This window comes from Siccirubricoccus soli, assembly GCF_024178315.1.
In the GTDB taxonomy this organism is placed as follows: domain Bacteria; phylum Pseudomonadota; class Alphaproteobacteria; order Acetobacterales; family Acetobacteraceae; genus Siccirubricoccus; species Siccirubricoccus soli.
Map to the genome: position 1 here is coordinate 1 of NZ_JAMZIK010000211.1, position 16400 is coordinate 16400.

Here is a 16400-nt window from a genome sequence, read left to right on the forward strand (position 1 = left end):
GCGAGCCGGAGGCCAGGGGGCTGCCGCTGCTCCGCCTCGCGGAGCTGCCGGCGGAGCCGGCGCGGCAGAGATCATGGCCGCGCCTGCCCTTCAACCACCCGCTCTTCATCATGTTCTCCTCCGGCACCACCGGCGCGCCGAAATGCATCATCCACGGCGCCGGCGGCACGCTGCTGGAGCATGCGAAGGAGCATCAGCTCCATTGCGACCTGGGCCCGGGCGACCTCCTCTTCTTCCAGACCTCCTGCGCCTGGATGATGTGGAACTGGCAGCTCTCGGCGCTGGCCAGCGGCGCCGCCATCCTGCTGCATGACGGGCCGGTGCACGACCCCGCCGTGCTCTGGCGCATCGTGGCGGAGGAGGGCGTGACGGTCTTCGGCACCAGCCCACCCTATCTGCGCATGGGGGAGGAGGCGGGCCTCGAGCCGGGCCGGCTCTTCGACCTCGGCAGGCTGCGCGCCATCCTCTCCACCGGCGCCATCCTGCATGACCGGCAATTCCATTGGGTGAGCCAGGCGGTGAAGCCGGTGCCGGTGCAGTCCATCTCCGGCGGCACGGACATCCTCGGCTGCTTCGTCCTCGGCAACCCGAACCTGCCGGTGCGGGCCGGCGAGGCGCAGTGCCGCAGCCTCGGCCTCGATGTCCGCGCCATGCTGCCCTCCGGCGAGGCCACGGCGACGCGGCCCGGCGCGATGGGTGAGCTGGTCTGCGCCAACCCCTTCCCCTCCCGCCCGCTCGGCTTCCATGGCGATGCCGACGGGTCGCGGTTCCACGCCGCCTATTTCGCCCGCAACCCGGGCTACTGGACGCATGGCGATCTGGTGGAATTCTCCGCCGCCGGCGGCTGCCGCCTGCATGGCCGGGTGGATGGCGTGCTGAATGTCCGCGGCATCAAGGTCGGCCCCGCCGAGATCTACCGCGTGCTGCAGGATCTGCCGGAGATCCGCGAGGCCATGGCGGTGCAGCAGGAGGGCGAGACGCCGGAGCAGCGCCGCATGGTGCTGCTGCTCGTCCTGCGGCCGGGCCTGGCCCTGGACGCCGCGCTGACGGGGCGGGTGCGGCGGGAGCTGGCGCACCGCGCCTCCGCCGCGCATGTGCCGGACCTCATCCTGCAGGTGCCCGCCCTGCCGGTGACGCATAGCGGCAAGCGGTCCGAGGCGGCGGCGAGCGACGCCGTGAACGGCCGCATCCCGCGCAACGCCGCCGCCCTGGCGAATCCGGAATGCCTGGCCGCGCTGCGGCACCACCCCGCGCTGCGCCCGGACTCGGAGGCTCTGCCGGCGCTGCGGCGCGGGGCGGATGGCGAGGCCTCGGCCGAGGCGATGGCGGCGTATCTCACCGCCCTCTGGGAGCAATTGCTGCACTTCGCCCCGATCGGGCAGGACGATAATTTCTTCGACCTCGGCGGCCATTCCCTGCTGGCCGCCCGCATGCTCTCGGAGCTGCGCGCGGCGACGGGGCGGGAGCTGCCGCTGACCGTGCTGCTGCACGCCCCGACCATCGCCGGCCTCACCGCCATCCTGCAGGATCCATCCTGGACGCTCGATTCCCGGCTGGTGGTGCTGAAGGAGGGCGATCAGACCCGGCCGCTGGTGCTGATCCACAGCCTGGCCGGCACCTTCCTGGAGCTCTGGGCGGTGCGTCGGCATCTCGGCGGCCGGCGCCGCATCATCGGCATCCAGGCACGCGGCCTGGAAGCGGGCGAAGAGCCGCATCGCCGGGTGGAGGATGCGGCGGCGGAGTATCTCGGCCTGCTGCGCCAAGTGCAGCCGGAGGGCCCCTATCTGCTGGCCGGCTACTCCTATGGCGGGCTCGTCGCCTTCGAAATGGCGCGGCAGCTCGAGGCCGCAGGCGAGAAGGTGGCCTTCCTCGGCCTGATCGACCCGGAACTGGATCCCGCCTGCCTGAGCTGGCCCGCCAGGCTGGCCTTCGCCGGCCGCAAGCTGGCGCATGAGCTGCGGCAGATCGGCGCGCAGCCCCCGGCGGAGCGGCGGCATCATATCGCGCGCCGCCTCGCCGCCGCGGGCACCAGCCTGCGCCTCCGCCTCGGCCGCGCCGGCCCTGCCGAGCCGGAGCGGTCCGAGCTGCCGCTGGCGCTGCGGCGCATCCACACCGCGGTGCGCGAGGCCTGCGCCGCCTACCGGCCGCGCCCCTATCACGGCGACGCCACGCTGTTCCGCGCCATGGAACAGCGGCCGGAGACCTATGACCCGCAACCGATCTGGCGGCGCATGGTGTATGGCCACCTCACCGTGCTGCCGGTGCCGGGGGACCATCTCTCCATCATCAAGGAGCCGGGAGCGACCACCCTGGCGACGCTGCTGGAGACGGCGCTGCGGACGATCGAGATGCTGTAGCATTTCCCCACGAAGCCGCTGCGCAGCTTCGTGGGGCCCCGGAGTCGCCGCATTCCCGAGGCCTCGCACGGCCTTCCGCGGCAAAGCCGCGGAAGGGCAACGGGAAGCACGGGTGATGCCGGGGCGGGCTACGACCCGACGATGCGCGCGGCGGCGATGATCGGCTCCATGCCGGGGGTCATCGTCGCGCCCTCCCGCACCCGCTGCTCGGCCTTGGCTTCCGCCGCGCGGATCTCGGCCAGCGCGGCCAGCACCTGCTCGGCCTTCTCCAGCGGCACCACCACGACGGAATCCGCATCCCCCACCACGATGTCGCCGGGCTTCACGAAGACCCCGCCCAGCACCACCGGCAGCCCCACCACGCCCGGCCCGTTGCGCGCCGGGGAGTTCGGGCTGATGCCCGCGGCGAAGAGCGGCAGCCCGCTGGCGACGATGCCGGCGCGGTCGCGCGCCAGCCCATCCGTGACGAAGCCGGCGCAGCCCTTGTTCTTCATCATCCCGGCCGCCAGATCGCCGATCAGCGCCGTGCCGGTGAAGCCGTCATTGCTCACCATCAGCACGTCGCCCGGCTGCGCCTCCGCCAGCGCGCCGAACATGCCGACCGTATCGGCCGGATAGGCATGCGCGGTCAGCGCCGCCCCGACGAAGACCGCATTGTTCGGATCGAGCGGCTTGATCCGGTAATCCACCGCGCCCCGCCCATCCATGGCATCCGCGAGGTGGGAGGTCTGCGCCCCGCGGAAGGCCTCGATCAAGGCGGCGGAGGGGCGGCGATGGCCGCGATGGATGGTGAGCAGCGGCGGGTTGTGCAGCATGGCGTTTCCTTCCCAGGGCCCTGCCGCCAGGGTGGTCAAGCTGCGGCGAAGCTGCAAGCCTGCGGCAAAGGGAGAAACGCCATGCTGCAGCATCTGGACGGCGCCACGCGCCTCTTCGTCGTCATCGGCGACCCGATCGCCCAGGTGAAGGCCCCTGCCGGGATCACGGCGGCCATGGCCGCACGCGGCCGCAACGCGGTGCTGGTGCCGCTGCATGTGACGGCGGCGGGGGTGGAGGCCTGCCTTGCGGGCCTTGCGCGGGCGCAGAACCTGGACGGCATCGTCGTCACGGTGCCGCACAAATTCACCGCGCGCCGGCTCTGCGCGACGGTGACGGAGCGGGCGGATTTCCTCGGCTCGGTCAACATCATGCGGCGCGGCCCCAGGGGCGGGCATGCTGGCTGGCATGGCGACATGACGGATGGGCTCGGCTTCCTCGGCGCCATCGAGGCCGGCGGCTTCCGGCCGCAGGGCAAGCGGGCGCTGCAGGTGGGGGCGGGCGGTGCCGGCACCGCCATCGCCCTGGCGCTGCTGGAGGCGGGCCTTGCGGAGCTCGCCCTGCACGATGCCGATGCGGCGCGGCGCGATGCGCTGCTGGAGCGGCTGCGCGCCCGTTTCGGCGATCGGGTGCGCGCCGGCAGCGCCGACCCTGCCGGCTACGACCTGGCGGTGAACGCCACCCCTGCCGGGATGCGGCCGGGGGATCCGCTGCCGCTGGACGCCACGCGCCTGGAGCCCACCGCCTTCGTCGGTGATGTGATCACCGTGCCGGAAGTGACGCCTCTGCTCGCCGCCGCCCGCGCCCGCGGCTGCGCCACCTCCACCGGCGTCGGCATGTTCGATGCGGCGCGGGAGCTGATGGTCGATTTCCTGCTCGGCGGCTGATAGGGTCCGGCCCAACCATTTGGAGGAACGCAATGCGCCTCGGCCTCTTCATGATGCCGCTGCATCCGCCGGAACGGCCCATGGCCGAAACCCTGGCGGAGGATACCGAGAAATCGCTGCTGGCCGACCGCCTCGGCTTCCAGGAGCTCTGGATCGGCGAGCATTTCTCCGCCTCCTCCGAGCCCATCGCCTCGCCGCTGATGTTCATGGCCGGCCTCGCGCCGCGGACGAAGCTCACCTTCGGCACCGGCGTCATCAACCTGCCCAACCACCACCCTGCCATGGTCGCGGCAGAGGTGGCGCAATTCGACCAGATGACCGGCGGCCGCCTGATCCTCGGCATCGGCCCGGGCGGGCTCGCCTCGGACTGGGAGCTGTTCGGCAACACCGACCCGGCGCTGCGCGGCAAGCGCATGGTGGAGGCGATCGACACCATCCTGGCGATCTGGGCGCAGGACCCGCCCTACGACATCCCGGGCGCGACCTGGACCACGCAGATCACCCAGGCCGTCATTCCCGAATTCGGCGTCGGCACCATGCCGAAGCCCTTCCAGCGCCCGCACCCGCCGATCGCCGTGACGGCGCGCAGCATGGACAGCTTCGGGGTGAAGCTGGCGGTGCAGCGCGGCTGGCAGGTGCTCTCCGCCAATTTCGTGGCGGAGCGGGTGGTGGAAGGGCATTGGCGCACCATGCAGGCGGCGCTGGCGGGCAAGCCCGGCGCGCAGCCACCCGCCCCCTGGCGCGTGGCGCGGAATTTCTGCATCGCCGCGACGGATGCGGAGGCGCGGGACCGGATGTTCCATGAGGACGGCGCCAACCGGTACTATTTCCACTACCTCTCCAGCCTCGCCCGCCGCGCCGGGCAATTGGCGACGCTGAAGCCTTCCGCCGAGACGCCGGATGAGGCGGTGACGCTGGAGGCGATCATCCAGGACTGCGTCATCTGCGGCGCGCCGGGAACGGTGCTGGACAAGCTGGTGGCGCTGCGCGAGCGCGTCGGGCCCTTCGATCACCTGCTGATGGCCGGGCTGGACTGGAGCGGGCCGAACGCGGTCTGGGAACAGGAGACGATGCGCCGTCTGGCGGAGGAGGTGATGCCGCGCTTCCGCCAGCATGTGGCAGCGAGCAGGGCGAAGGCGGCGGAGTGAGCCGAGGAGGACGTTGTCCCCCTCGGGCTCCCCCTACCAAAGGCCGAAAGGCCTTTGGGAACCTTGAGTTTGGCGCTCGCGGGTTCGGTCTCGGGACCTCGGCGAATGCGGCGAATCCCTACAGGATCTCCGCCAGCTTCTGCCGGATCACCCCGGCCTCGCCCACGCCGAACAGTTCCTTCGGCACATGCGGGTACATCGCATAGCTCTCCCGGATCAGCCGCGGCAGCGGGATGAGCTGGGAATTCGGTCCCGGCTCCACCCCGCGGTTGATGCGCTTGAACAGCAGGCTGCCGGGAATCCCCAGCGCCTCCGCCAGCTCGGGATAGACCGGCCAAATGGTGTCGTTCGCCAGGTGGTCGAACTCCACCACCGGCACCGGCGTGTTCGCTGGTACCAGCCCTGTCGTCACCGCCAGCAGATGCGCCATGCCGGCCAGCGCGACGATCTTCGGGTGGTTGATGGTGTGCATGAAGCAGCCGCGCGCATGCCAGCGATCGAAGGCCGGAGCGAGGTCCATGCCATAGGCGTCCTGCGCCCATTGCAGCAGCAGGGCCCGCGCCTTGCCGAAGGCCTCGAAATAGCCCAGCCGCTGATAGACCAGCCGATTGAAGAGCTGCGCCACATCCGCTTCCGGCACGCCCAGGCTGTAGGCGCCGGCGATGATGGCGGAGTGGTAGGCGCCGACCGGCGAAGCCTGCGCCTGGCCGTCCGCCATCAGATAAACGAGGTCCGGCTGGTAGCCGCCGAAGGCGATCAGCGGGAAGCGGTAGAGGCGCGGATGCGCCGCCTGCAACGCCGCCGTGCCCAGCGGGCCGAAGCCGGGGTCGAGATCCTGGGTGAAGAGCACATCGTAGCTGGCCAGCGCGGCCGCCGCCTCCGCCTCCTTGCCATGGCGGCTGACCGCCACTGCCTCGAAACTGTCCACCTCCGCCTCCGGCAGCAGGGCGAGCAGCCCATGCGCCACGCCATGGGCCTGGCAGCCGCCTAGAACCGCGATGCGCATCAGTCCCGGCCTCCCGGCGTCACGATCGCGTCCTCGTCGCAGAGGATGCCGGTCAACACGCGGTAGCGGGCCGCCTCCTCGGCCGAGACGCCGGCGAGCGGCGCCGGCGTGGCGGGCGGGGCGGCAGGGGCGGCCGCGGCCACCGGCGCACCGGAGAGGTAGTGGCGACGAAATATGGACATGACGAACTCCACCCCCTCCGGGGTCACTTCCCGCAGATCCTCGGCATAGAAGCGCCCGCCGGTCTGCGGCCCGGTGACGATCTCGTAGCTCGGGAAATAGGCGATTCCCGGATCGCGCCGGGTCAGCTCCTCCGCCACCGCCCGCAGGATGGATTTGCTGGCGATGGTGGAGACCAGCACATGCCGGTCCTCATAGGTGGCGATCAAGGGCACCGGGGAGACGGTGAGCATCACCCGCACCTTCGGGTTCACCAGGCGCAGCCCGGCGAGGAAGCCCTCCATCTGCTCCAGCGTCTCGGCGAAGCCGGCATTGTGGAAGCGCCAGGCGCCCTCGGGCTCCTGCGCCCCGACCACGCCGGGGGCGAGCGGAACGGCGGCGCCGTCCTCGGCGCTGATCCAGCCCTCGGTCAGGCCCAGGGTGAAGATGAAGACGGCGCAGCCCTCGAACATCCGGCGAACGGCGGCCAGATGGCGGCGGCGATCCTCCTCCAGCGCCTCCAGGCTGGGGAAGCCGCCCTGCTGGATGCGGGGGCGGAAGGGATCCAGCCAGGCGCCGGTGGCGGTCCGCCAGGCCCGCGCCTTGGGCCGGTACTGGCCATAGGCGCGGTCGAAGAGTTGGCGCAGGGCGCGGGCGGTGTAGAGGTTGCCGAAGCGGGCCGGGAAGATGCCGTAGCCCTCATCCGCCGTGCCGGCGGCGCCGGTGAAGCGTTCCGTCTCCAGCCAACTGAACCCTGCGGATTTCAGCGTGCGGGAGAGGTGCTGGGCGAAGCAGCTTCCCGCCGTGGCGATCGCATCCCCCGGGGAGAGGGTGAAGGGCACGGCGGTGACGGGATCGACGCCGGCCGCCGCCTGCTCCGCCACGGCCTGCCGCCAGAAGGTGTAGTCGGGTCGGCCACGATAGGGATTGGTCACGCTGCTCGCCTGCCGGTTGCGGGGATGTTCTGCCGGGGCAGGTGGGGAGGATGCAAGGGCGGGTAAAGCGGCGCAGGGCCGCGCCCGCGTCAGAACATGTCCGGGCCGGGGCAGGAGGCGAAACGACCGACTCCGGCATCATGCCGGCACGGGCTGCCCCGTCGCCTGGACTCAGGCCGGCAGCCCGGCCTCGGCCACCGCCACGAAGCCGGCGGCATCCTCCGGCAGCAGCAGGCGGGCGGCAGTCAGCCGGTCGCAGGCCGCGCGGACCGCCGCGGCATAGGAAGCCGGCGTCGGGTAGCGCGCCGCCAGGGAGGGGCGCGGGTCGTCCGCCGCCTGGCGGGCCGCCTCGTCCACGGCGAAGGGCAGGAAGCTGCCCTCCCGGTCGCAGAGCTCCGCTTCCAGCCCCTCGGCGGCGTAGAGGTTCCAGCCGGTATGGGTGCCGCGCGGCACGGCCAGGTCGGGCAGGCGCACCCCGCCCAACTCATTGCCATCTTCATCCACCGCCGGCACCAGGGGGCGCCAGGCGTCTTCCGGCCCGCGCTCCCCCACCACCCAATCCGTCACCGGGGCGATGGGGGTGGCGCAGCGTGGCCGGCGGGTGCCGGGAATGGCGGGGAAGGCCGCCAGCGCCACCTCGGCCGGCAGCAGCGTGCCATCGGCGAGGCGCGGCACTTGGCTGGGCGGGGGCTCCACCCCCTGCTCCACCCATTCCTCCATCGCCGCCTGCAGGGCGCGCAGCAGCGGGCTGGCGGAATGCGGGTTGTTGAGGTGGAAGGCGTTGCCCCTGGCCGTCGTCGCCCCGCTGCGGCCGCCATGCTTGGTGCCGGCGACGAAATATTGCCTGGCGTTGGGCAGCGCCGGCAGGTCCGCCCTACCATCCGGCGTGGTGTGGATGAGCGAGGCGCCCTTCTGCCAGTATTCGGTGGAGGTGTTCACCTCCATCAGCTTCGGGTCGGTCGGGGCACCGCGCAGCAACCCGTCCCGGCGGCCGGAGATGGGATCCGTGGCGGGCGCCGCGGCCATGGGGAACCAGACTTCCGGAAAGAGATGGTCCTCATGCCGGCAGGCGGTGCGGTCCGGCTGGCCGAAGCGGTCATTGATGAAGACCCGCCCGGCGCCGGCGATGTGGCAGAGCACGCCGTCGAAGACCCGACGCCCCTCCCCCGCATCGTTCATGCCGAGATCGAGGAAATGCCGCAGGAACCGCCCGGCCTGGCTGATGCCGATGGCATAGGCGTGGCGGCGCCGCAGATCCTCCAGTGGGTTGCCCGCCCCGGCGTGGCGGAGGAAGGCGATGAGGTCGCGCGTCGCGGCATAGGCCATGCCGAGCGGCCGCGCGCCGGTCGCGGGATAGATGAAGTCGTAGATGCTGCCGGGGGTGAAGGTGGTGCCTTCCGGCAGCAGGCGGATGGCGCGCGGGCCGGCATACTCCCAGGCGGTGATGGTCTGCGGCGCGGCGTCGCGGGTGCGGCGGATGGTCAGCTTCGCCTTGGCCGGGTCCGGATCCGCGACCTTATAGCTGAGCGGGGCGGTGGGACGATCTGCGGGGGTGATGCGGGTGCCGAAGATGAACTCGTCCCGCACCTTGCCGGTGATGCCCTCCAGCAGGGGCAGCTCGATCCGCAGCCCTTCATTGGCCCGCGGCGCTTCCGGGTCCCAGCCGGACCAGATGAGGGTGGTGCCCTGGCGCAGCGGAATGGCATTGCCGGCCGCCGCCGCGCTGCGCAGCCCGTTCTGCTCGGCGGGCGGGACGCCATGGCCCTCATAGACCGCGGCGAAGAGCATCTTCCGCCCGCGATTGGTCACGTCGTAGAGCAGGCGGCCATTGGCGCGGGCGGTATCGGCGGGGCGGAGGATCACCACCTCCACCGCATACTCCACCAGCCCGGCGGCGTTGCGCGGCGCGATGTCGAGATCGGCGATGCCGGCGTTGCGCGGATCCGCCGGGTTCAGCGCGCCGCGGGCGATGCCAGCCAGGCGCTGATAGGGCCCGGCGCCGAAATCTTGCCCCTCGGCAAAGCTTTCGGCGGCGGTGATTTCGAAGACGTGGATGCCTGGCCCTTGCGTCATCTCCGGTCCCTCCCGCCCGAAGGCTAGGACGAGCCGAGAGACAGGGCCAGCACCCCATTATCCTATGGACGGCACGCCGAACCGCGCCGCCCGGTGTCCTGCCGCGGCTGTGCCGCGGCAGGCTGTGCGAGAGGCCTATCCCGGAGCGACTCCCGGGTCCCCGCGAAGGCGCGAAGCGACTTCGCGGGGCTATTGGTCCGCGTAGCAGTGGGTCTCGGCCGCGCCGCCCGGATGGGTGACGGCGCCGAGATAGGCGGGCCCGACGAGCTGCGCGTATTTGTACAGCGCGCCGCTGTTGTAGTCCGTCTTGCGCGGCTTCCAGGCCGCCTTGCGCTTCGCCAGCTCCTCGTCGGAGACCAGCATGTCGATCGTGCCCTTCTCGGCATCGATGACGATCCTGTCGCCGTTCCGCAGCAGGGCGATCGGCCCGCCCACCGCCGCCTCCGGCCCGACATGGCCGATGCAGAAGCCGCGGGTCGCACCGCTGAACCGACCATCGGTGATCAGCGCCACGCTCTCGCCCATGCCCTGGCCGTAGATGGCGGCGGTGGTGGAGAGCATCTCGCGCATGCCCGGCCCGCCCTTCGGGCCTTCGTAGCGGATGACGATGACATCGCCCGCCTTGTAGGCGCGCTCCTCGACCGCCTTGAAGGCATCCTCCTCGCAGTCGAAGCAGAGCGCAGTGCCCTCGAAGCGCAGCGTCTTCATGCCGGCGATCTTCACGATGCCGCCTTCGGGCGCGAGGTTGCCCTTGAGGCCGACCACGCCGCCGGTCTTCGACAGCGCCTGGCTGACCGGGTAGATCACGTCCTGGTCCTTCGGGAAGACCACATCCTTGTGGTTCTCCGCCAGGGTCTTGCCGGTGACCGTCATGCAGTCGCCATGCAGCAGGCCGGCATCCAGCAGCGCCTTGATGATCACCGGGATGCCGCCGACCTTGTACACGTCATAGGCGACGTACTTCCCGCCCGGCTTCAGATCGGCGATGTAGGGGGTGCGGCGCATGATCTCCACCACATCGTCCATGGTGAAGCGGATGCCCGCCTCATGCGCCATGGCCGGCAGGTGCAGGCCCGCATTGGTGGAGCCGCCGGTGGCGCCGACCACGACGGCAGCATTCTCCAGCGATTTCCGGGTGACAATGTCCCGCGGGCGGAGGTTCTTCTTCACCAGCTCCATCACCGCGCGGCCGCTCTCGAAGGCCCAGCGGTCGCGCTCCTCATAGGGCGCCGGGGTGCCGGCGGAGCCGGGCAGCGCGAGGCCGATGGCTTCGGAGACCGTGGCCATGGTGTTGGCGGTGAACTGCCCGCCGCAGGCGCCCGCCGAGGGGCAGGCGACACATTCCAGGGCGTGCAGATCCTCGTCCGAGAGGTTGCCGGCCGCGTGCTGGCCCACCGCCTCGAACACATCCACCACGGTGACGTCCTTGCCCTTGAACTTCCCGGGCAGGATCGAGCCGCCATACATGAAGACCGAGGGGATGTTGAGGCGCAGCATCGCCATCATCATCCCGGGCAGGGACTTGTCGCAGCCGGCGAGGCCGACCAGCGCGTCATAGCAATGGCCGCGCACGGTCAGCTCCACCGTGTCGGCGATGGCGTCGCGGCTGGCCAGCGAGGACTTCATCCCCTGGTGGCCCATGGCGATGCCGTCGGTGACGGTGATCGTCGTGAATTCACGCGGCGTGCCGTGGGCTTCCTTCACGCCCTTCTTCACGCTCTGCGCCTGGCGCGAGAGGTCGATGTTGCAGGGCGCGGCCTCGTTCCAGCAGGTCGCGACGCCGACGAAGGGCTGGTCGATCTCCGCCTCGGTCAGGCCCATGGCATAGTAATAGCTACGGTGCGGGGCGCGCTCCGGGCCCACCGTCACATGGCGGCTCGGCAGCTTCGACTTGTCCCATGCGGTCATTGCGTTCCTCCAATCCGGGGCGTCCACCGGCCCCGGGGCCACTCCTCCAGGAAGGGCGCCGCCCTCCCCGAAACCCTCCCGCCAAGGGCCGAAGGGCCCTTCTCCTGCCAGGGAAGGAATGAGCAGGACCGTTCCGGGCCGGGGCAGGGGCTGGCGCCGCCGGGGCTGGTTGCCCCGGCAAGCCGGCCGATGCGCCCGGCGCGGACAGGACCCGCTGGACCGACCCGAGACCCTTCCCTGGCAGGCCTTGGAACCCTTTAGTTTTTCAAGGGGTGTTTGGGAAGGCAGGGGGGGCTATATTCGGCACATGGATCAGGCCCTGACCGTCCCGCCCGGCCGGATGAGCCGCGCCGAGTTCTATCGCTGGGCGGCGGAGCAGCCGCGCGGGCGCTTCGAGTTGGTGGCGGGCCGGGTGGTGGCGATGTCGCCGGAGCGTGGCGCGCATCTCCGCGCCAAGGCAGCCATCTGGCGTGCCCTGGCCGATGCCATTGCCGCCGCCGGCCTGCCCTGCCAGGCCTTGCCGGATGGCGCGACGGTCGAGGTGGATGACGACACCGCCCATGATCCCGACGCGACGGTGAATTGCGGCGCGCCCATGGCGGACGACGCCATCGCCGCCCCCAACCCGGTGGTGGTGGTGGAGGTGCTGTCCCCCGGCACCCGCGCCGTCGATACCGGTGCGAAACTGACGGACTATTTCCGGGTCCCCTCCGTGCAGCACTATCTGATGGTGCGGACCGACCGCCGCGTCCTGGTCCACCACCGGCGCAACGGCATGGGCGGGATCGACACGGCGCTGCTCTCCGCCGGCGAATTGCGGCTCAACCCGCCGGGCCTCACCCTCAGCGTCGAGGCGCTGTTCGGCGCATAAGAATCTGGCGCCGCGCTGCCGCTTCACGGCAGAGTGCCGAAAGCGGCCCTGAGAGCCGCCCAGGGAGAGAAATGCCCATGCCCCACGCCGCAATGCGGCGCCGGCTGCTGCTGGCCGCCGGCCTCGCCGTCCCTTCCCTTGCCCGTGCCCATGGCGCCGACTGGCCGCGCCAGACCGTCCGCTTCATCAACCTCTACGCCCCAGGCGGCGCCAACGACATCCTCTCCCGCACCTTCTGCCAGGCGATGACGACGATCACCGGCCAGCAATTCGTGGTGGAGAACCGCACCGGCGCTGGCGGCACGGTGGGCAGCGACGCCATCGCGAAGGCCAGGGCGGATGGCACGACGATCGGCCTCGGCGGCGTCGCCAACCTGGCCATCGCGCCCTCCCTCTTCCCCAGCCTGCCCTACGACCCGGGGCGGGACTACAGCCACATCACCGGGCTCTACCTGCAGCCCAACCTGCTCTTCGTGAACAACGACCTGCCGGCGCGCACGGTGCCGGAGCTGATTGCGCTGCTGCAGGCCAACCCCGGCAAGTACAATTACGCCACCGGCGGCGCCGGCACCACGCCGCATCTCTGCGGCGAGATGTTCAAGATGATGACGCGGACGGAGATGCCTTTCGTCCAGTACCGCGGCGGCGCGCCGGCGCTGGTGGATCTGCTGGCCGGCCAGGTGCATGTGATGTTCGACAACCTCGCCGGCCCGATCGGCGCGGTGCGGGATGGCAAGGTGCGGGCGCTGGCGGTGACGAGCCCCGAACGCAGCCCCTCCCTGCCCGAGGTGCCGACGCTGGCGGAATACCTGCCGGGCTTCGACCTGACGAGCTGGAACGGCATGGTCGCGCCGGCCGGCCTGCCGCCGGAGCAGGTAATGCGCATGGCGGAACTCTCCCACCAGGCGCTGCGGCGGCCGGAGCTGGTGAAGACCTTCACCGAGAACGGCGCGACGCCCTGGCTGGTGGGGCCCGAGGATTTCGCGGCCTATGTGCGGCGGCAGGAGCCGATCATGCGGAACCTGGTGAAGCTCAGCGGGGCGGCGGCGGGCTGAGGCAGGCCCCTGCCCTTCCGGACTCTCCCACGGGGCCGGACGCGACGTGTCCAGCCCCGGGGAGGCCCGAACTCAGCCGGCGATCCGCGCGAGCGCCGCATCCAGCCGGGCGATCTCGGCCTGCGCGGCGGCCAGGCGCTCGCGGTTCTCCTCCACCACCTCCTCCGGGGCGCGGGCGACGAAATCGGCGTTGCCGAGCTTGGCGGCGATCTTCTTCGTCTCGCCCTCCGCCGTGCCGCGTGCCTTCAGCAGCCGGGCACGCTCGGCGCCGAGGTCGATGACGCCGGCCAGCGGCAGCATCACCGTCGCCTCGCCCACCACCACCTGCGCCACGCCCTTCGGCGCCTCGCCGGCGAGCGGCATGATCTCGGTGACGCGGCCGAGGCGGCGGATCGCCTCGATCCAGCGCGCCGCGCGGTCCAGGCTCTCCGGCGCCGCATCCTTCACCAGCAGGGGCGTGGTGACGGAGGGCGGGACATTCACCTCGGCCCGCGCGGCGCGCACCTCGGTGATGAGCGCCACCACCCAGTCCAGCTCGGCCCGCGCCGCCTCGGCCTCCTGCACCATCACCGCCTGCGGCCAGGGGGCGCGGATCAGGCTGCATTCCGGCCCGTAGCCGAAGCGGTCCCACAGCTCCTCCGTCACGAAGGGCATGACGGGGTGCAGCAGGCGCAGGATGGTGCCGAGCACATGCTGCGCTGCGCCCTTGATCTCCGCCTTCTCCGCGCCGTCCGGCCCGTTCAGCACCGGCTTGGCGAATTCGATGAACCAGTCGCAGAACCCGCCCCAGACGAAGCGGTAGCAGGCCGCGGCATATTCATCGAAGCGATAGGCTTCGAGCGCCGCATCGGCTTCGGCCACCGCCCGGTTCGCCGCATCCAGCACCCAGCGGGCGAGCGGCGTCCCGGCCTGCGACGGGTCCCAGGCCGCATCCGGCGCGATGCCGTTCATCTCCAGGAAGCGCGCCGCGTTCCACAGCTTGGTGGCGAAGCTGCGATGATCCTCGACGCGCTTGCGGCCGAGCTTCACGTCGCGCCCCGGCCCGGTCAGGGCGCAGATGGTGAAGCGCAGCGCATCGGCGCCATAGGCGTCGATCAGCTCCAGGGGGTCCATGACGTTCCCCTTGGACTTCGACATCTTCTGGCCCTTCTCGTCGCGGACCAGGCCGTGGATGTAGATGTCCTTGAACGGCACCTCGCCGCCCATGAAGTGCTGCCCCATCATCATCATCCGGGCGACCCAGAAGAAGATGATGTCGAAGCCGGTCACCAGCACGTCGCCGGGGTAGTAGCGGGCGACCTCCTTGGTCCGCTCCGGCCAGCCCAGGGTGGAGAAGGGCCAGAGGGCGGAGCTGAACCAGGTGTCCAGCACGTCCGGGTCGCGTTCCAGGGGGACGTCGCGGCCGAAATGCGCCCGCGCCGCCGCCTGCGCCTCCGCCTCGGTCTTCTCGACGAAGATGCTGCCTTCCGGCCCGTACCAGGCCGGGATCTGGTGGCCCCACCAGAGCTGGCGGGAGACGCACCAGGGCTGGATGTCGCGCATCCAGGCGAAGAAGGTGTTCTCCCACTGCTTCGGCACGAAGCGCATGCGGCCGGACTCGACCGCCTCGACGCAGGGCTTCGCCAGCGTTCCGGCGTCGCAATACCACTGCCAGGTCAGGCGCGGCTCGATCGGCACGCCGCCGCGGTCGCCATGCGGCACCTGGTGGGTGTGCGGCTCGATCTTCTCGACCAGGCCGAGCTCATCGAGCTTCGCCACGATCGCCTTGCGCGCCACGAAGCGATCCTTGCCGTCGAGGCCCTGGAGGAAGGCGGGGTCCGCCACGCCCTCCACCGCCCGCAGCTCGGCGGCGATCTCGGCGAGCGTCACCCGCGCCTCGGCATCCAGCACGCTCGGCATGGGCAGGCCGTGGCGCCGCCCCACCTCGAAATCGTTGAAGTCGTGAGCGGGGGTGATCTTCACCGCGCCGCTGCCCTTCTCCGGGTCGGAATACTCGTCCGCCACCACCGGGATGCTGCGCCCGACCAGCGGCAGGACCAGCCGCTTGCCGATGAGGTCGGCGAAGCGCGCATCCTCCGGGTGCACCGCCACGGCGGTGTCGCCCAGCATGGTCTCCGGCCGCGTCGTCGCCACCACCAGGACGCGGCCGGGCTCGCCTTCCACCGGATAGCGCAGGTGCCAGAGGCTGCCCTTCACCTCACGGCTCTCCACCTCGAGGTCGGAGATGGCGGTCAGCAACTTCGGGTCCCAGTTCACCAGGCGGCGGTCGCGATAGATCAGCCCCTGCTTGTGCAGGGTGACGAAGACCTCCCGCACCGCGGCGGAGAGCCCCTCGTCCATGGTGAAGCGCTCGCGCGGCCAGTCCAGGCTGGCGCCGAGGCGGCGGAGCTGCTTCGTGATGGTCCCGCCGCTCTCCGCCTTCCATTGCCAGACGCGGTCAAGGAAGGCCTCGCGGCCCATGCTGCGGCGGTCCTGGTTGCCCTCCGCCGCCAGCAGGCGTTCCACCACCATCTGGGTGGCGATGCCGGCATGGTCGGTGCCCGGCTGCCACAACGCATCCCGCCCCTGCATCCGCCGCCAGCGGATCAGCGTGTCCTGGATGGTGAAGGTCAGGGCGTGGCCCATATGCAGGCTGCCCGTGACGTTCGGCGGCGGGATCATGATGGTGAAGGGCTGCGCCGCCGAGTTGGGATCCGCAGCGAAGGCGCCCGAGCGCTCCCAGCCCTCGTAGAGGCGGGTCTCGAAGCTGCTCGGGGTCAGGGTCTTGTCCAGCATGGCGGAGAGGTCCATCGCCGCCAGGGCGGCGTCAAGGGGTATCCCGCCCGGGCGGCGTCAAGGGGTATCCCGCCAGGGCAGCGTCAGGGAGTACCCGCCCTGCGGCGGGCGTCCCGCCCCGCCGGCGTCAAAGGCACCCCGGCCCCGCCGGTGCCGCGGCGCGCCGCCCGTCCGCGGGGGCCGGCAGTTCAGCCGCCGATGGCGCGGCCGACGACCCGTTCGATCTCGGCCCGGACCAGCCGCTCCACCAGGGGCGGGAGGTTCAGATCCAGCCATTCCTTCAGCAGCGGACGCAGCTCCTCCCGCACCACATCCTCGATGGAGGGGCCGCCGCGATAGACCGGGGCGCCGCGCTCCTGCGCCACCGCCCGCAGCAGGCCGCTGACCGAAGCGGCGGCGGCGGCGGCGGCGGC

Annotated in this window: 12 protein-coding genes; 5 read left to right on the forward strand and 7 right to left on the reverse strand. The window is 71.3% G+C overall.

The window, feature by feature from the left end; translation table 11 throughout:
* Positions 1-2357, forward strand: a 2357-nt coding sequence (locus NJ376_RS26155; protein WP_252956306.1) for a non-ribosomal peptide synthetase, incomplete at its 5' end; no start/stop codon positions are given.
* Positions 2358-2485: 128 nt separating this feature from the next.
* Here the strand turns inward: NJ376_RS26155 and NJ376_RS26160 are convergent.
* Positions 2486-3172, reverse strand: a complete 687-nt coding sequence (locus tag NJ376_RS26160; protein WP_252956307.1) for an RraA family protein — start codon at positions 3170-3172, stop codon at positions 2486-2488.
* Between the two features lie 81 nt (positions 3173-3253).
* Between NJ376_RS26160 and NJ376_RS26165 the strand changes: the two genes are divergently transcribed.
* Both NJ376_RS26165 and NJ376_RS26170 read left to right on the forward strand, forming a co-directional pair.
* Positions 3254-4057 carry a shikimate dehydrogenase family protein gene (locus NJ376_RS26165; protein ID WP_252956308.1) on the forward strand — a complete coding sequence of 268 codons (804 nt, stop codon included), beginning with the start codon at positions 3254-3256 and terminating at the stop codon, positions 4055-4057.
* A 32-nt stretch (positions 4058-4089) separates the two neighbouring features.
* On the forward strand, positions 4090-5205 hold the full coding sequence (locus tag NJ376_RS26170; RefSeq protein ID WP_252956309.1) for an LLM class flavin-dependent oxidoreductase: 1116 nt from the start codon (positions 4090-4092) through the stop codon (positions 5203-5205).
* 118 nt (positions 5206-5323) lie between these two features.
* Here NJ376_RS26170 and NJ376_RS26175 read toward each other — a convergent pair whose 3' ends face one another.
* The 4 genes from NJ376_RS26175 to ilvD all read right to left on the reverse strand — a co-directional run bounded on the left by NJ376_RS26175 (position 5324) and on the right by ilvD (position 11286).
* Positions 5324-6211 carry a WcbI family polysaccharide biosynthesis putative acetyltransferase gene (locus NJ376_RS26175; RefSeq protein WP_252956310.1) on the reverse strand — a complete coding sequence of 296 codons (888 nt, stop codon included), beginning with the start codon at positions 6209-6211 and terminating at the stop codon, positions 5324-5326.
* Positions 6211-7305: a GSCFA domain-containing protein gene (locus tag NJ376_RS26180; protein ID WP_252956311.1), complete on the reverse strand. Its 1095-nt coding sequence runs from the start codon at positions 7303-7305 to the stop codon at positions 6211-6213. Before NJ376_RS26180 ends, NJ376_RS26175 begins: the two co-directional genes overlap by 1 nt.
* 171 nt (positions 7306-7476) lie before the next feature.
* Positions 7477-9378 (reverse strand): alpha/beta hydrolase domain-containing protein, encoded by a 1902-nt coding sequence (locus NJ376_RS26185; protein WP_252956312.1) that lies wholly within the window; start codon positions 9376-9378, stop codon positions 7477-7479.
* A 189-nt stretch (positions 9379-9567) separates the two neighbouring features.
* The gene (ilvD, locus tag NJ376_RS26190; RefSeq protein WP_252956313.1) at positions 9568-11286 is read right to left on the reverse strand and encodes a dihydroxy-acid dehydratase; all 1719 of its coding nucleotides are present in this window, start codon (positions 11284-11286) and stop codon (positions 9568-9570) included.
* 307 nt (positions 11287-11593) lie between these two features.
* On the opposite strand from ilvD, the gene NJ376_RS26195 reads away from it, so the two are divergent.
* Positions 11594-12157 carry a Uma2 family endonuclease gene (locus tag NJ376_RS26195; protein ID WP_252956314.1) on the forward strand — a complete coding sequence of 188 codons (564 nt, stop codon included), beginning with the start codon at positions 11594-11596 and terminating at the stop codon, positions 12155-12157.
* 77 nt (positions 12158-12234) lie between these two features.
* Positions 12235-13212 carry a Bug family tripartite tricarboxylate transporter substrate binding protein gene (locus NJ376_RS26200; protein WP_252956315.1) on the forward strand — a complete coding sequence of 326 codons (978 nt, stop codon included), beginning with the start codon at positions 12235-12237 and terminating at the stop codon, positions 13210-13212.
* A gap of 72 nt (positions 13213-13284) precedes the next feature.
* Here NJ376_RS26200 and NJ376_RS26205 read toward each other — a convergent pair whose 3' ends face one another.
* Positions 13285-15987, reverse strand: a complete 2703-nt coding sequence (locus NJ376_RS26205; RefSeq protein ID WP_252956316.1) for a valine--tRNA ligase — start codon at positions 15985-15987, stop codon at positions 13285-13287.
* Between the two features lie 188 nt (positions 15988-16175).
* Positions 16176-16400: DUF2497 domain-containing protein (locus NJ376_RS26210; protein ID WP_252956317.1), on the reverse strand; the 225-nt coding region annotated here is incomplete at its 5' end.

What these genes read in the sequence shown, in the direction of transcription:
- NJ376_RS26205 (WP_252956316.1), bottom strand. Translation starts at nt 15,987, where the DNA reads ATGCTGGACAAGACCCTGACCCCGAGCAGCTTCGAGACCCGCCTCTAC.
- NJ376_RS26175 (WP_252956310.1), bottom strand. Translation starts at nt 6,211, where the DNA reads ATGCGCATCGCGGTTCTAGGCGGCTGCCAGGCCCATGGCGTGGCGCAT.
- NJ376_RS26200 (WP_252956315.1), top strand. Translation starts at nt 12,235, where the DNA reads ATGCCCCACGCCGCAATGCGGCGCCGGCTGCTGCTGGCCGCCGGCCTC.
- ilvD (WP_252956313.1), bottom strand. Translation starts at nt 11,286, where the DNA reads ATGACCGCATGGGACAAGTCGAAGCTGCCGAGCCGCCATGTGACGGTG.
- NJ376_RS26170 (WP_252956309.1), top strand. Translation starts at nt 4,090, where the DNA reads ATGCGCCTCGGCCTCTTCATGATGCCGCTGCATCCGCCGGAACGGCCC.
- NJ376_RS26165 (WP_252956308.1), top strand. Translation starts at nt 3,254, where the DNA reads ATGCTGCAGCATCTGGACGGCGCCACGCGCCTCTTCGTCGTCATCGGC.
- NJ376_RS26160 (WP_252956307.1), bottom strand. Translation starts at nt 3,172, where the DNA reads ATGCTGCACAACCCGCCGCTGCTCACCATCCATCGCGGCCATCGCCGC.
- NJ376_RS26185 (WP_252956312.1), bottom strand. Translation starts at nt 9,378, where the DNA reads ATGACGCAAGGGCCAGGCATCCACGTCTTCGAAATCACCGCCGCCGAA.
- NJ376_RS26195 (WP_252956314.1), top strand. Translation starts at nt 11,594, where the DNA reads ATGGATCAGGCCCTGACCGTCCCGCCCGGCCGGATGAGCCGCGCCGAG.